The 16115-nt window shown below is 43.7% G+C and carries 11 protein-coding genes; 10 read left to right on the top strand and 1 reads right to left on the bottom strand.

Annotated elements, in window-relative coordinates; all coding sequences use genetic code 11:
* Positions 1 to 17 precede the first annotated feature (17 nt).
* The 3 genes from nagA to lacD are packed head-to-tail and all read left to right on the top strand — an operon-like array spanning position 18 to position 3130.
* Complete coding sequence (gene nagA / locus KHA99_RS11065) at positions 18 to 1196, top strand: N-acetylglucosamine-6-phosphate deacetylase (RefSeq protein WP_213117503.1); 1179 nt, start codon at positions 18 to 20, stop codon at positions 1194 to 1196.
* On the top strand, positions 1193 to 2131 hold the full coding sequence (lacC, locus tag KHA99_RS11070) for a tagatose-6-phosphate kinase (protein WP_213117504.1): 939 nt from the start codon (positions 1193 to 1195) through the stop codon (positions 2129 to 2131). The genes nagA and lacC overlap by 4 nt, the downstream gene beginning before the upstream one ends.
* A gap of 12 nt (positions 2132 to 2143) precedes the next feature.
* A complete protein-coding gene (lacD, locus tag KHA99_RS11075) occupies positions 2144 to 3130 on the top strand; it encodes a tagatose-bisphosphate aldolase (protein ID WP_213117505.1) in 987 nt (328 codons plus the stop codon).
* A 64-nt stretch (positions 3131 to 3194) separates the two neighbouring features.
* On the opposite strand, the gene KHA99_RS11080 is transcribed toward lacD, so the two are convergent.
* Positions 3195 to 4061 (bottom strand): AraC family transcriptional regulator, encoded by an 867-nt coding sequence (locus KHA99_RS11080; protein WP_213117506.1) that lies wholly within the window; start codon positions 4059 to 4061, stop codon positions 3195 to 3197.
* A 170-nt stretch (positions 4062 to 4231) separates the two neighbouring features.
* On the opposite strand from KHA99_RS11080, the gene KHA99_RS11085 reads away from it, so the two are divergent.
* The 7 genes from KHA99_RS11085 to KHA99_RS11115 all read left to right on the top strand — a co-directional run bounded on the left by KHA99_RS11085 (position 4232) and on the right by KHA99_RS11115 (position 15997).
* A complete protein-coding gene (locus KHA99_RS11085) occupies positions 4232 to 5566 on the top strand; it encodes a carbohydrate ABC transporter substrate-binding protein (RefSeq protein WP_213117507.1) in 1335 nt (444 codons plus the stop codon).
* Positions 5567 to 5643: 77 nt separating this feature from the next.
* Entirely contained in the window at positions 5644 to 6534 is an 891-nt protein-coding gene (locus KHA99_RS11090) for a carbohydrate ABC transporter permease (RefSeq protein ID WP_213117508.1), read from the top strand.
* Between the two features lie 14 nt (positions 6535 to 6548).
* Positions 6549 to 7430: a carbohydrate ABC transporter permease gene (locus KHA99_RS11095; RefSeq protein WP_249366594.1), complete on the top strand. Its 882-nt coding sequence runs from the start codon at positions 6549 to 6551 to the stop codon at positions 7428 to 7430.
* 17 nt (positions 7431 to 7447) lie between these two features.
* The gene (gnpA, locus tag KHA99_RS11100; protein ID WP_213117509.1) at positions 7448 to 9619 is read left to right on the top strand and encodes a 1,3-beta-galactosyl-N-acetylhexosamine phosphorylase; all 2172 of its coding nucleotides are present in this window, start codon (positions 7448 to 7450) and stop codon (positions 9617 to 9619) included.
* On the top strand, positions 9609 to 9776 hold the full coding sequence (locus tag KHA99_RS11105; protein WP_213117510.1) for a DUF6903 family protein: 168 nt from the start codon (positions 9609 to 9611) through the stop codon (positions 9774 to 9776). Before gnpA ends, KHA99_RS11105 begins: the two co-directional genes overlap by 11 nt.
* Positions 9777 to 9876: 100 nt before the next feature.
* Positions 9877 to 11382 carry a UDP-glucose--hexose-1-phosphate uridylyltransferase gene (gene galT, locus KHA99_RS11110; protein WP_213117511.1) on the top strand — a complete coding sequence of 502 codons (1506 nt, stop codon included), beginning with the start codon at positions 9877 to 9879 and terminating at the stop codon, positions 11380 to 11382.
* A gap of 220 nt (positions 11383 to 11602) precedes the next feature.
* Positions 11603 to 15997 (top strand): endo-alpha-N-acetylgalactosaminidase family protein, encoded by a 4395-nt coding sequence (locus KHA99_RS11115; protein WP_213117512.1) that lies wholly within the window; start codon positions 11603 to 11605, stop codon positions 15995 to 15997.
* Positions 15998 to 16115 lie beyond the last annotated feature (118 nt).

The raw sequence follows: 16115 nt of genomic DNA on the forward strand, positions 1-16115 counted from the left end.
TTCATAGAGGTGCAGGTATGGAGCTATTTATTTATGCAGATCAGTTTTTTCTTGAGGATGGGGTGGCAGGCCCTGGTTATCTGGAAATCAAAGAGGGGAAATTCTTTTATTACCATCATGAACTGCCGAATCCATCTGCGACAGTCATCGATTATTCCGGCTATTGGATTGCTCCGGGTTTGGTTGATACGCATATTCATGGCTTCCAAAACCACGATGTCATGGACAAGGACCTAGAGGGGTTAAAGGCAATTTCCGAGGGGCTGCTCTCGTGCGGTGTGACCTCGTTTTTGCCAACCACACTGACCTCTTCCACGGAGGCATTGAACGATGTGGTCACGATGATTGGCGAACATTATTCAAGCGTTCAAGGAGCGAAAATCAGAGGAATCTTTTTAGAAGGTCCATTTTTTACAGAAAAACATAAAGGCGCTCAAAACACAAAATATTTCTGTGACCCTTCAGTTGAAAAGCTTGAAACCTGGCAAGCCAAATCGAATCGTTTCATCAAAAAAATTGCGCTTGCTCCTGAACGGAATGGGGCACTCCAATTCATCGAACATGCCGTGAAGGATCAGGTAACGGTGGCGTTAGCGCATAGTGATGCCACCTATGAAGAGGCAAAGCAGGCGGTTGAAAAGGGTGCATCGATCTTTGTTCATACCTTTAACGGCATGAGCGGCTTGCATCATCGTGAGCCGGGGATGGCAGGTGCGGCGATGGCTCTGCCGGATGTGTTTGCGGAAATTATTTGTGATGGTCACCATGTCCATCCTGCAGCCGCCAATATTTTAATGAATGCCCGGGGCAGGAAGGATACGGTTCTGGTTACTGATTGCATGATGGCAGGCGGGATGCCGGATGGCCGTTATCAGCTCGGTGAATTTCCAGTCATAGTGAAGGAAGGGGCCGCACGCCTAGAAAGTGGAAGTTTGGCTGGAAGTATTTTGCGATTAATTGATGCGGTCAAAAATGTTGTCGACTGGGGGATTGCAACCCCTGAGGAAGCTATCTATATGGCAAGTACCGCACCTGCGAAAAGCATTCAACTGGACGAGGAATGCGGCAAAATCGCAAGCGGTCTTGCAGCCGATTTTATTGTGCTGACGCCAGAAATGGAGCTTCTGGCTACGTACATTGACGGTGTTTGCCGGTACAAGGCCGAAAACTTTACGCAGGAAGAGGGAGTTCGATGATTTTAACGGTCACGATGAACCCATCTGTTGATATTTCTTATCCAATCCCACATTTCAAGCTCGATGATGTAAACCGGGTCGAAGCTGCCAGCAAAACTGCAGGCGGCAAGGGCTTAAATGTGACCCGCGTCATCAAGCAGCTGGGCGAGGGCGTGCTGGCGACCGGCGTGCTGGGCGGAATGATTGGCGAATACATCGTTCAGGAATTGACGAAAAACGAGATTGAAAACAATTTTTTAAAAATAAACCAAGAATCAAGAAACTGCATTGCGATTCTCCATGACGGCAAGCAGACGGAAATTTTGGAAGCAGGCCCCACCTTGACGAATGAAGATGGGTCTGCCTTTCTAGCAAAATACGAAACCCTGCTGTCTAGTGTTTCCTTAGTGACCATTTCGGGCAGTTTACCGAAAGGTCTGCCTTCTACCTTTTACCGGCAGATGGTAGAGATGGGCCGGGACAAGGGGATTCCAGTCATTGTGGATACATCAGGGGAGTCGCTGCGGCAAGTTCTATTACATAATGTAAAGCCATTTGCCATTAAGCCCAATATCACGGAGCTAACGCAGCTACTCGGCAGGGAAGTGGAACAAAGCATTAGCAGCCTGTCGCAGGCGTTAGAAGACGACATGTTTCAGGGGATCGAGTGGATTGTTGTATCTATGGGAGGGGCTGGGGCCTTTGTTAAGCACGGTTCAGATTTTTACCGGGTTACCATCCCTCCGATTGATGTGGTGAATCCAGTCGGTTCCGGTGATGCAACGGTAGCTGGGCTTGCTGTCGCTCTGAAACACAAGCAGCCCGCCCTGGTTGTGCTGAAAACGGCGATGACCACAGGAATGTTAAATACAATGGAAGCAGCCACAGGCCATATTAATACAGCTAATTTCAGCCAATTTTTCGAATTGGTTCAAGTGGAAAAAATAGATTACTAGAGGTGATTGACCATGTTTAAGCTAACAAAAAATAAACAAGATGCCCTAAAACGTTTGTCAGATGAAAATGGGATCATTGGTGCATTGGCAATTGACCAGCGCGGTTCCTTGAAGAAAATGATTGCCTCCGGCAGCAAAAGTCCAGTTGGCGATGAGGGTATTGTCCGCTTTAAACAATTAGTTTCTGAAGAACTGACACCCTATGCAACTTCGATTCTATTAGACCCGGAATATGGCCTCCCTGCCGCTAAAGTCCGTCATCCGGAAGCGGGCTTATTAGTGGCCTATGAAAAAACAGGCTACGATGCGACCGCTGTGGGCCGCTTGCCTGATTTATTGGCGGACTGGTCGGTACGGCGCCTGAAGGAAGCGGGCGCGGATGCAGTAAAATTCCTGCTGTATTATGATGTGGATGAAGATCCAAAAATTAATGAATACAAGCATGTTTATATGGAGCGTGTAGGCTCTGAGTGTGTCGCAGAGGATATTCCGTTCTTCCTTGAGATTGTTACCTACGATGCTAAAAACGATGATGTGAAAAGCTTGGAGTATGCGAAAGTGAAGCCGCATAAAGTCATTGAGGCGATGAGAGAATTCTCAAAGCCGCAGTACCAGGTGGACGTCTTAAAGGTAGAAGTGCCTGTTGATATGAACTTTGTGGAAGGGTATACGGACGAGGAAGTCGCTTATTCGAAGGAAGAGGCAGCCGGCTATTTCAAGGAGCAAAGCGAAGCAACGGACCTTCCGTTTATCTTCTTAAGCGCCGGTGTAAGTGCCCAATTGTTCCAGGAAACATTGAAATTTGCCAAGGCATCCGGGTCTACCTTTAACGGTGTCTTATGCGGCCGGGCTACCTGGAAGAACGGTGTTGCCCCATTTGCCGAACAAGGCGAAGAATCCGGCCGTTCCTGGCTCCAAGATGCAGGCCGAAAAAACATTCAAGAACTAAACGCGGTCTTGAAAGAAACAGCGAGACCTTGGTTTGAAAAAATTTCATAATAATGTATTCTAAAGCGCATGGGGACGGTTCTTTTGCTTGAAGCAATAGAACCGTCCCCATGTTTCACTTTTTACTTTTTGATTTTTTTCCTTTGTTTTTCATTGCGTTTTTGGCATTACGGTATTGTGTGGGTGATTGGTTGGTTACCCGCTTAAAGGATTGGGCAAAGAAGGACTGGGATGAAAAGCCGGTAATTGTTGCAATGTCGGAAATTGGGTAGTTGGTCGTTTCCAGCAGGATTTTGCTTTCTCTGATGCGGGTTTGAATCAGATATTCAATGGGAGAAACGCCGACTGATTTCTTGAAGGAATGGGCAAGGTAGTATTTATTCATATGGCCGACTTCTGCCAGTGTATCGAGATTAATGTCCTCGCGAAAGTACAGTTTTATGTAGTTCTTAATGAACGCGACATCTTTACTGATTTTCTTCGAAGAAGTTTTCTCCAAGTGGAATACTTTTTTTCTCATCATTCGGAGCAATATCATTTCCACGATGTTCTGAATGATTAACTCATAATCTTCCTTCTGTTTTTCCACTTCCTCCATTAATTGCTGAAGGAAAAAAAGATAGATTTCCTGGTCCTGTTTGAAATTGAGAAAGGTCACCTGGGCCCCCGGGTCATCCGGTGAAGAGAAAGCGAGCCCTAAAATTCCCAAAGCGACGTATTCAAGCGGATGTTCAGGACAGGATTTTTCCGTGTGCTCGACATTAGGATTAATGACAATCACATCATGCTCTTTTACAGGAATCTCTTCTTTAGAGAAAACAAACGTCCCTTTCCCCTTGGTAATATACAAAAGCTCGGTAAAATGGTGAGTATGATTGGTGCTGTGCCAATCCTTGTCATATTTTGCTTTTGTTACATAGAGAAGTTTCACCGGGAGACGGCCTCGCATCGACTGCGGAATTTCATATACTTCATTGGACAAATCAATCACTCCTTCTCAATGGAGCCTATTACATAATAGTATAAATTTTTTAGTGAATTATTACAATGAAAAGCAAGATATCTAAAAAAGAGAACAAGATGTTTATTGTGGAAGCGCTTTTTATTTTTATATACTTTTCCTATAAATAGTAAAAAAGGAGGATGAGCAAGATGAAAAAGAAAGTTCTGTTGGCTGGTATGTCAGCTTTGTTATCTTTAAGTTTAATAGCCTGCCAAAGTAATAGCGCTAGCAATACTGAGGACGGTAAGGATTCAAAGAAACAAACACTTCATGTGGCTGCACTGGAGTCTGCTTATGGGAAAGACATGTGGACAAAGGTAATTGATGCTTACGAAGAAGCTAATCCTAATGTGAATGTCAAATTAACAGCAGATAAAAACCTCGAAGAAGTGATCAGTCCGAACATGAAAGCGGGAAACTATCCAGATGTAGTCCTGCTTGCAACTGGAAGAAAACTAGCACTTACTGAAACGTTGATCAAAGATAAGGCGTTAGAAGATATTACTGATGTTTTTAATAAGAACGTTTATGGCGAGGATGTCAAAGTAAAGGATAAGCTGGTGCCGGGCTTTACTGATACTCTTGCTACGAATCCTTATAATGACGGCAAAACCTATATGGCGCCAATGTTTTATAGCCCAACAGGATTGTTCTATAATGCCGCTTTATTGAAAGAAAAAGGCTGGGAAGTACCAAAGACCTGGGATGAAATGTGGGCGCTTGGAGATAAAGCGAAAGCGGAAGGAATCTCTTTGTTCACTTACCCTACTACAGGCTACTTTGATGCCTTTCTCTATTCTCTGCTATTAGAAGCAGGGGGATCAGATTTTTACAATAAAGCCATGACCTATAAAGACGGCATTTGGGAATCGAAAGAAGCAACGAAGGCATTTGACATAGTTGGTAAGCTGGCAAAATATACAGAGCCAACCACCGTTGCCAATGCTAATGACAAAGACTATAAGAAAAACCAACAATTAATACTTGATAACAAAGCCCTTTTCATGCCGAATGGTACATGGGTTGTCGGTGAAATGAAAGATGCACCGAGAGCGGATGGCTTCGAATGGGGAATGACGGCACTTCCGGCTATTGAAGACAGCGGCGACCGTTATGCTTTCACGTTCTTTGAACAAATGTGGATTCCTGCTCAAGCGAAGAATAAAGATGCAGCAAAGGATTTCTTAACATTTGTGTATTCTGATAAAGCCGCTGCTATTTTTGCAGAAGCTGACGCGATTCAGCCAATTGAAGGAATTTCCAAGAATTTAAGCGGCGACAATCAACTTTTCTACAGCATTTATGATAATGGGGCAAAGGCTGGTATGGGCGGATTTGCGGCAACAGAATCGGTAGAGGGTGTCAGCATGGCAGATGCTCTATTCAGAACCATTGACAGTATTGTTTCCGGCGATAAGACGGTAAAAGAGTGGCAGGATGCCGTTGAAAAAGCAAGTGACAAATTGCGTGCTGCATTAAAGTAAACGAGTTTCATAGAGTTTCACTAAATAACGGTGAGCAGCCTTCCTCACCGTTATCTTTATTAATAGAGGTGATTGCCATGAGCAAGACATTGGAAAAAAGGATATTTATCTTTGTTTGTACCGTGCCGGCACTCATTTTGTTAGCCATCTTTATGATTGTGCCTACGGTTGAGGTATTCAGGATGTCCTTATATAAGTGGGGCGGATTTTCCAACAATAAGGTGTTTGTCGGCCTGGATAACTTCAAAATTCTTTGGGGAGATATTAACTTCATTCGCTCTCTTCAAAATAGTATCGTCTTGATTGTTTTTGTCACACTCATCACGATGGTTCTGGCGATCTTGTTTGCAACGCTATTAACAAGAGAAAAGATGAAGGGAAACGGCTTCTTCCGAATTATTTTCTATATCCCTAACATTCTATCAATCGTGGTCATCGCGGGGATTTTCTCGGCTGTTTATGACCCCGCAACAGGCTTGCTAAATAACCTGTTTGCCTTGTTCAATCTCGATCATCTGCAAAAAATGTGGCTCGGCGACCAAAAGATTGCCATCTACAGTATCGGCGGTGCGCTCATTTGGCAGGCAATTGGTTATTACATGGTAATGTATATGGCCAGTATTGCGAATATCCCAGAGAGCTTTTATGAAGCGTCGGCATTAGAAGGGGCCGGACGAATCAGGCAATTCTTCAGCATTACCCTGCCGCTTATATGGAATAACATTCGAACTACCTTAACCTTCTTTATTATCAGTACGATTAATTTAAGCTTTCTTCTCGTACAGGCGATGACCGGCGGCGGGCCTGATGGGGCGACGGAAGTATTTTTAAGCTATATGTATAAACAAGCTTATACCAACTCTTCCTATGGCTACGGTATGGCGATTGGTGTGGTCATCTTCTTATTCTCATTCGCACTATCGGCTATCATCAGCCGTATCACTAATCGGGACGTGCTTGAGTATTAGGGGGTCCATAAATCATGAAAAAACAAACAGGAATGAATGCTGAAAAAGTCTATCGCTTATTTATTTATGTAGCACTGATTACATTATCAGTTTCTATTATAGTTCCGGTTGCCTGGGTGTTCCTAGCTTCGGTAAAACAAAACAAAGAATTTTACGGAAGCCCTTGGGCAGTGCCGGAAGGGTTTTATTTTCAAAATTTTATCGATGCTTTCCAAAAAGCGAACATGGGCACATATATGCTGAACTCCATGATGGTTACCGCCTTGGCACTGTTGATCTTGTTAGTAGTGGCCCTGCCGGCTGCGTATGTGCTGGCAAGATACACGTTTAGAGGCAGCAAGTTGATGAATTCTTTATTTAAAGCGGGCCTATTTATCAATGTGAACTATATTGTTGTTCCCATTTTCTTGATGCTGTTGGGTGGAGATACCTTTTTGCAGGACCAGTTCGGCGGCGGATTCCTGCTCGACAATCTTTTTGTTTTAGCCGTGGTCTATGCGGCTACTGCCTTGCCGTTTACCGTGTATCTATTATCCAGTTATTTTCAAACCTTGCCGTCTACATATGAGGAAGCGGCGCTGGTAGATGGTGCCGGTTATTTTAAAACGATGATTCGAATCATGATTCCAATGGCCCGGCCAAGTATTGTTGCAGTAATCTTATTTAATTTTCTGGCCTTTTGGAATGAATACATTATTGCCTTGACCTTGATTCCGGGTCCAAACAAGACACTGCCTGTCGGTCTGATGAACTTGATGGCCGCACAGAAATCGGCTGCAAATTATGGTCAAATGTATGCGGGAATGGTGCTCGTCATGCTGCCAACCTTAATTTTATATATCATTGTGCAAAAGAAATTAACACAAGGGATGACCCTTGGAGGATTAAAGGACTAGGGTGAGGAGGATTTACAATGAATAAGACTAGAGGGCGCGTTACCCTGCCAAGTGAGGGAAATTTTCTAAACGAAACAAAAGAATTGATGGAACGCTGGGGAGCGGATGCCATTCGCGATAGTGACGGAACGAAATTGGATGACGATATTAAGCAGTTAGATGCCAAAATTTATACGACTTATTTTGTGGCCAGGGGACATAATGACTTTGCCGAGAACCGCATAGAAGAATGCCAGCAGCTATATTTGATGAGCATGTTTAACACTGCAGTATCAGAAACAGTGGAAATTGATTTTATGAAAGGCTATTTTACCGAACAAGTACAGCCGGATTACATCCATGATCCAAAGAAATACTGGGAGGTCATCGATCGGACAACCGGAGAAATTGTGGAACCAGATAATTGGGAAGTAGATGAAGAAAACAATTGTGTCAGGGTGAAGAAGGCGATTCCTTGGCATGAGTATACGGTATCCTTCTTAGTTTTTGCGATTTGGGATCCAACCCATATGTACAATCATATCACCAACAATTGGGGCGACAAGCCGCACGACATCCCGTTTGATGTCAGGGGGCCGCAGTCCAATGAATATATGAGAAGCTTTTTAACACAATGGCTGAGGGATAATCCAGATACGGATGTCGTCCGATTCACCACGTTTTTCTATCATTTTACGCTTGTGTTCAATAATCTCGGCAAAGAGAAATTTGTGGATTGGTTTGGGTATGGGGCAAGTGTGTCTGTCGCTGCATTGGATGCCTTTGAAAAAGAAAAAGGCTACCGGTTACGCCCGGAAGACATTGTGGACCAAGGGTACTACAATACCTCATTTCGCGTTCCAACTCCAGCCTTTTTGGATTATATGGATTTTATCCAAAAATTTGTCGCCGAGGAAGCGAAAAAACTGGTTGATCTTGTCCATGAGAGCGGAAAGGAAGCCATGATGTTCCTTGGCGACAACTGGATTGGCACTGAGCCGTATGGAAAATATTTTGAAAAGATTGGCTTAGATGCGGTTGTCGGGAGTGTGGGCGGCGGCGCGACGCTTCGGATGATAGCGGACATTCCGCATGTCCGATATACCGAAGGACGCTTCCTGCCATATTTTTTCCCGGATACCTTTTATGATGGGAACAACCCGGTGCTTGAAGCCAATGAAAACTGGTTGACGGCACGTCGGGCGATTTTGCGAAATCCAGTGGACCGCATCGGCTATGGCGGTTACTTGAGTTTAGCTTATAAATTCCCGGAATTTGTGGCTTATATTGAAAAGGTAACCGATGAATTCCGGGAAATTTATGACACGATTAAAGGGGTGAAACCTTACAGTGGTTTGAAGGTTGCCATCCTGAATTCGTGGGGCAAACTGAGAACCTGGCAAACCCACATGGTGGCGCATGCCTTATGGTATAAACAAATTTATTCGTATTTAGGTGTCCTCGAATCCTTAAGCGGAGCAGCTGTGGATGTATCGTTTATTAGCTTCGATGATGTGATTTCCGACGGGGTGCCTGAAGATGTCGATGTCATCATTAATGCTGGTGATGAAGGGACGGCTTTTTCCGGCGGGGAATACTGGAAAAATGAAAAGCTCGTTTCAGCCATTCGCTCCTGGATTTATAACGGCGGCGGTTTCATTGGGATTGGCGAACCAACTGCTTGTCAGCATGAAGGCCACTATTTCCAATTGGCAACGGCTTTAGGTGTAGACAAGGAACTGGGCTTCAGTTTATCAATAGACAAATATTTTGTACAGCCAGTCAAGGAGCATTTTATTTCTGCTGACACCACCACTTTTGATTTTGGTGAAAGTATGAAAAATATTTATGCGTTGACCGAGCACACGGAAATAATTGAGTATTCCAATGGGGAAATCCATCTTTCAGCACATCCGTTTGGCGCAGGCCGAACCGTTTATATTGCGGGGCTTCCTTACAGTGAGGAGAATTCCCGATTATTAATGCGGGCATTATACTATGCGGCAAATAAAGAGGCGGATTTCAAAAAATGGCATGCAGACAACATCTATTGTGAAGTCCACGCCTACCCATCGATTAGAAAAATGGCCATCGTTAATAATTCGATGGAGGAGCAAACAACGGTTGTCTATGATGGCGAGGGTAAGAGCAAAACGGTGACATTAGTACCGAGTGAAATCCGGTGGGAGGCTTTTCCAAATGAAGGATAAGGTGTTGGTGGTGGTTAAACTGGTTGTATTTTTCCTTTGCCTGGCGCTGATTATAATCGGTCAAAAAACACCTGGAAAATTGGAACTTGGCCTGATGTTAATTGGATTGGCCGGTCTCTTGGGGCTGCTATATGACTACAATCGGAGATATGTATGACCTAAAACAGGGACAACTTTATGATTGAGACTTGGTGGGGCGGTAGAACGCCCCAAATTTATTTGGAAAAAACGGCTTGTGAAGCTAAGAGGTGAACAAATTGATTCATCATTTAATTCAACAATTAATCTATCAATCAGCTGCAGCTCAATTACTGGATCCGCAGGATGAAATATATGCCCGCAATCAACTTTTGTCTCTTTTTCATCTCGATGAATTTCAAGAAGTAGATATAGTCGAGGAGAGGGATGTTAACATTCCTGATTTACTTGAACACCTGATTGACTACGCGTGTTCACATAGAATCATAGACGCTCTTTTTGATGAAAAAGAAATTTTTGCCGGCAAAATCATGAACTGTGTCATGGCCAGACCCTCCACGGTTAATCAGCTTTTTCATGATCACTATCTGAAAAGCCCGCAACTGGCAACTGATTATTTTTATGAGCTAAGCAAGAATAGTAACTATATCCAAATGGAGCGGATTCGAAAAAACATTGAATATAAGGTCAGTACAGATTATGGAGAGTTAGATATTACGATTAATGTATCGAAGCCGGAGAAAGACCCGAGAAATATTGAACTTGAACAGAAGGTTAAAAGCGGCGATTATCCTAAATGCCTGCTTTGTATCGAGAATGAAGGGTATGCTGGAAGGATCGGGCATCCCGCCCGTTCAAATCACCGGATGATTCGGGTGAACTTACTGGGGGAGAATTGGTATTTACAATTTTCGCCGTATGTTTACTATCAAGAGCATTGTATTTTGCTTTCTGAAAAGCATACGGATATGAAAATCAGCCCGGATACGTTTTTACGTTTATTAACGTTTGTGGAACAGTTTCCTCATTATTTTCTTGGCTCGAATGCGGATTTGCCGATAGTGGGCGGCTCGATCCTTTCCCATGAACATTACCAAGGCGGCCGGTACGAATTTGCGATGGCAAAGGCTGAAGCGGACTGGCACTTTGAAATGGCAGGATTTCACGATGTTATTTGTTCTGTGGTTAAATGGCCGATGTCTGTGATTCGTTTGCGTTGTAAGCAAATTCATCCCCTCGTGGAAGCAGGGGCCAAGATTTTAAATGAATGGCAAAATTATTCCGATGAAACCCTCGGAATCATTTCAAGAACGGGTGAGACTTTGCATAATACCATTACCCCGATTGCGAGGAAGAAGGGGGAAGTGTTTGAATTAGATTTGGTTCTTCGGAACAATCGGACGAATGAGGAGCATCCGCTTGGAATCTTTCATCCCCATACTGATGTACACCATATCAAAAAAGAAAATATCGGTTTAATTGAAGTCATGGGTCTGGCCGTTTTACCGGCGCGTTTAAAACGGGAGCTCAACGAAGTGGAAAATTACCTTCTTGGGAAGTCTGAAGAAGTGGCTGACAATCATCTAGATTGGGCTAGGGGGTTAAAGGACCGATACAGGGAGACTGTCAATGCAGTCAATGTTCAATCTTTCATCCGAGAAGAGGCAGGAAAGAAGTTTTTAAAATGTCTGGAAGATGCTTCTGTCTTTAAACGAAATGAGGATGGAAGAGAAGGCTTTCAGCGTTTTGTCAGGACTTTCTCGCATATTGTCGAAGTATCATAGGGGAATTTTCGGTGAAAAGGCGGCATTGGCTAGTGATGTCCGCTTTTTTTCTGCATTTAACTAAAAAAGCAATATTTCTAAAAATATGGACAATATCTTTATTGTGAAAGCGGTTTAATAAAAGTAAGCTGATTACAGTAGTAGGCGGTATCTGTTGGCGTTTTTGGCTAATAGGGATACCGCCTTCTATTAAAATCGTATTTTCAAAGGAGGAGAAACATTGGGCAGGAAGTTTTACAAAAGGGCAACCCATATCCTGATTGCGTTTTTGTTGTTTTTGCCAACCTTCTTGACGGGGTTTATCCCGCCATTAAAGGTGTCAGCAGAAATAACCAATCCATGGGTTACGGTCTCAAACGGAGGAAATGAGGTCAATGAGGTTGCCGTTCAGAATGGAAAGGCCTATGCAAGGCTGGGTTCAGGTTCGGGGAATGACAATGGAGCAAAGGCGGCTATTTTTCAAGAAAAAGATACTGCTGCACAAGAATCAGGAACGATGGAATATATCTTTATTCCAGAGACGAAAGGGGAAGATACGAGATTTGGTTTCTATCCTCACTATATTGATCAGAATAACTTTGTCTTTGTAGGCTATGACTCTTTGGGCTGGTTCTATGAATACAAATATCAGGGCAGCGGAACATGGCTGCAGACAAGACCAAGCGTTCCTCTTCCTGAACCAGGAATTGCGCATTCTATCAAAATTGATTATGCTGGAACACAATTCAATGTAACTTTGGATGGTAAAGATATATTTGGAACTGTCACTTTAGCTGACGCTGTCAAAAACCTGTATACAGGGAAGGAAGCAGTGAAGCTTGGCAGTTATGGCGGAAAAAACAGTATTGTGCTGATGGAACTGGGTGTTGCTCCTAATGATGGCGGCACAGTTCCAGGTGGTGGCGGTACAGACCCTGGTGATGGGGGGCAAGTCCCCGATGACGGGAAGCTCGTTGATATTTCCGATAACCAGCTGCAAGAAGGGGACTTCAAGGTTATCTCAGGCGATGCATCCGTTAATTATAATGAAGATGGTTCTGCGACATTCAAGGTCACCTCTACGCAAAAGAATCGAATTGTCTACAATCCTATGCAAGGGATCAAGAATGGTGTTTTCGAAGCAGATATCACTCCGGGTACCAATGCGATGAATCGTTTCGGTCTCATCTATCGGGTTCAAAGCCCTTCTGCCTACACCTATGTAGGAACGGGAGACGCGAACAATTTGTATTTTCAAGAGATTTTTGGACCAGCGAACAATTGGACGGCAATGACCACAGATACGCCGTTAGAAGCAGGTAAAACATATCATCTGCGCCTTAAATTCATGGATGACCAGGCCACTCTCTACATTAACGATAAAAAGGTTAATACTTGGTCATTGACAGGCGGAGTCGACAAAGCCGGCTTACTAGGATTTGAAAAAAGCCGCGGGGCTGCCGACATCACGATTTCCAACATCAAAATTAAAGAATATGTTCCCCCTAAAGCACCAAATACTCCACCAATAGAAGATACATTACGTTCCAATTATATGGATGTTGTGATTGATCAAGTATTCCCGAGGGTCATTGAATACCGCGTGGGCGACAAGGTCATGAACGGTCAAACATCACCTGTTTACGGATTAAAAGTCAACGGCGTTTTATACTATCCTGAAGTTGCTTTTGAAAAGAAGAGCAAAAGCGAAGCCATGTACACGTTAAAGGTCGTTGATGAATATGAAAATCTTGACGCTGTTTTTAAAGTCTCTTTAAAGGTTCAAAAAAATAAAGTCATTTATACCTTTGAAGAAATCTCGAACACCAAAAGTGCAAAAATTGAATCTGTAGAGTTTGCTGATTTGAACTTTATTTCCGTTAATTCAGCGCAAACCAATTCAAAAGCGAAATTAACGAATCTTAGCAGTGACGTTACTAAACCTGGGGATATCGAAGTTACAGTCGATTCCATGATGGAAGGAGTCGGGACTTCTTCTGGATATTACGCAGCGTTCTTGTCAACTGACCAATTAAGTGCAGGTGTATGGTCTAGTTCGGAAGTAAATGGTTACCAGAACCTAAGGGCTAATCGTTATCAGAATGAAGATGGAACGAAAGCACTGGGAATTGGTTCAAGCATGCTTTACTATCAAAGATCATTTATGCCGGAGCAGCAAGCTGGTAAACCAACGATTAAAATTGCTATTGCTGAGGATTTGAATAAGGATAAGGAAATCGACTGGCAGGACGGGGCAATTGCTTACCGTGACATTATGCAGAATATTCCTGGATCAGAGAATGTCAATAATCTTGTTGGTACTCGTATTGCGATGAATTTTGGTTCGCAAGTACAACAGCCATTCATAAAAACATTGGATAATATCAAGAAGGCGGCCCTGGCCACTGATGGATTGGGTCAAGCTGTGCTATTAAAAGGATATGGCAATGAAGGGCATGACAGTGCACATCCGGATTACGGCAATGTCGGTGAACGGATGGGGGGAGCGGCAGACCTGCAGACCCTAATCCGCGAAGGCCATAAGTACAATGCGGAACTAGGTGTCCATATTAATGCACAAGAAACCTATCCTGAAGCCAAAGCATTTAGTGAAGATTTTATTGACGGTCCTAATTCTAAAGGATGGGGCTGGCTGGATCAGTCTTACACGATTAATAAATTGAAGGATTTGTACTCAGGTACACGGGCTACTAGGCTAGACGAATTAAAGGCAGCTGCCCCGGGGCTGGATTTCATTTATTTAGACGTATGGTATCAAGATCAATGGGAATCGAATCGGATCTCCGAGCAATTCCATAACCGTGGCTGGAGGCTCACAACGGAGTTTGGAACGTCCGTGGCTAATTATTCCACCTGGCAGCACTGGGCAACGGATAAGAACTATGGCGGCCCGGCCAGCAAGGGAATCAACTCAGAAGTTCTCCGCTTCATCAGCAATCACCAAAGGGATTCCTGGGTGCTGAATTGGCCGGAAGCAGGCGGTACAGCTGACCACCCGCTGTTAGGCGGCTTTGAATTAGCCGGATTTGAGGGCTGGCAATCGGATAAAAACTTTGACCATTTTATCCGAATGACCTTTGATACCAATCTGCCAACAAAATTTTTACAAAAATATTATGTGATGGATTGGACCACAGTGGAAGGCGACAGAAGCAAAACCAACTTGGAGAAGGAAATTAAATTACAGGATCCAAGCAACGGAGACGTGGTGGTTGTTACTAGAAAGGATAATTCACGGGAACGTGTGATTACGCTTAACGGAAATGTTGTCCTTGATGAAAATAGCTATTTGCTTCCATGGGCTGAACAAGATTTCAAGAACCCAACTCCTAATTCCGAAAAACTATATCACTGGAATTTGAAGGGTGGTACCACTACTTGGACCCTTCCTGACGAGTATAAAGGGTCATCAAAAGTGTATGTCTATAAATTGACTGACCAAGGCCGCACGGATGTGGAAAAAGTCAAGGTTGTTAATAACCAGATTACATTAACGGCAGAAGCCGCCACACCTTATGTGGTCGTACCTGATAAAAAGGAAAAGGGATTGCAGGTTGATGACTGGAGCAAGGGTGCACATATCTATGATTCAGGCTTTAATTCAGGAACCGTGAAGGATGAACACACAAAGATTGCCGGAGATAAAGAGGCGGTAAGCGTGATCCGTACGAGCCAAACCGGAGATGCTCGCAATCTCAGCAGCGGCGACTATTATTTAAATATCGATAGTCCCTCGAAGGTTACTACGGTGTCAAGAGTGCTCACTGACCTAGAACCGGGCAAGGATTATGTGGCAGAGGTTTATGTAGAGAACAACAGTGATGTGAAAGCCGGTATTGCTATATATGGCGGAGTAAAGGATGTCAGCAATTATACGCTGCGCAGCCTGCAAAAGAATTATGTCAAGGCTGATTCCCATGCTACGAATGATGGCTACAACAGCAAAATGCAGAGAATGCAAGTAAGCTTTACCGCTACATCTAAAAAGGCAGAATTGGTTCTCAGCCGAGAAGCAGGTGAAGGTGTAACTAAGTTTGATGATATCAGAATTGTTCAAAAAACCTTGAATAATGAAGTATCTCCAAATGTGTTTGAGCAGAATTTTGAATCCGTTGCCCAAGGAATTTACCCGTTTGTCATTGGCAATACGGAAGGTGTTGAGGACAATCGAATTCATTTAGCGGAATTGCACGCTCCGTATACTCAAAAAGGCTGGGCAGGCAAAAAATTAGTGGATGATGTTCTTTCCGGAAATTGGTCTGTGAAGGTCAATACAGGAAACAAAGGGTTATTGTATCGAACGATTCCACAGCACTTCCGTTTTGAGCCAGGAGTAACCTACACCGTTTCTTTTGACTACCAGACGACAGCAGGTGCCTATCGATTTATCTCCGGTGATCAAGAAGTCGATGTCCGTAATATTGGAGAGGCAAAGGGATTGTATGTAAATCAAGCCCTTTCCGCGTCAACAGATACCAAAAGGGTTGAGTTTACTATCACAGGCTCTGAAAACGGGCAAACCTATATTGGGATTTTCAGTGACGGAGCAAGCCTTAACGGAGATACTGGAGCCGGAACATTCATGCTAGACAACCTTCGAATCGAACGTAACTAAAAAAGGCCAAACAGCCCAGCTTTAAACGTTAACAAGCTGAGCTGTTTGGCCTATTTATGGTAATACGGTGAAGTGGCAGGGGTAAAAAGTTTTAGACTATCGCCATCTCTCAGGATCT

The sequence above is a fragment of the Neobacillus rhizophilus genome (assembly GCF_018343535.1).
In the GTDB taxonomy this organism is placed as follows: Bacteria; Bacillota; Bacilli; order Bacillales; family Cytobacillaceae; genus Neobacillus; species Neobacillus rhizophilus.

Coding starts and splice junctions, on each gene's coding strand:
- KHA99_RS11105 (WP_213117510.1), top strand. CDS start 9,609: ATGAAGGATAAGGTGTTGGTGGTGGTTAAACTGGTTGTATTTTTCCTT.
- nagA (WP_213117503.1), top strand. CDS start 18: ATGGAGCTATTTATTTATGCAGATCAGTTTTTTCTTGAGGATGGGGTG.
- lacC (WP_213117504.1), top strand. CDS start 1,193: ATGATTTTAACGGTCACGATGAACCCATCTGTTGATATTTCTTATCCA.
- KHA99_RS11090 (WP_213117508.1), top strand. CDS start 5,644: ATGAGCAAGACATTGGAAAAAAGGATATTTATCTTTGTTTGTACCGTG.
- gnpA (WP_213117509.1), top strand. CDS start 7,448: ATGAATAAGACTAGAGGGCGCGTTACCCTGCCAAGTGAGGGAAATTTT.
- KHA99_RS11085 (WP_213117507.1), top strand. CDS start 4,232: ATGAAAAAGAAAGTTCTGTTGGCTGGTATGTCAGCTTTGTTATCTTTA.
- lacD (WP_213117505.1), top strand. CDS start 2,144: ATGTTTAAGCTAACAAAAAATAAACAAGATGCCCTAAAACGTTTGTCA.
- KHA99_RS11095 (WP_249366594.1), top strand. CDS start 6,549: ATGAAAAAACAAACAGGAATGAATGCTGAAAAAGTCTATCGCTTATTT.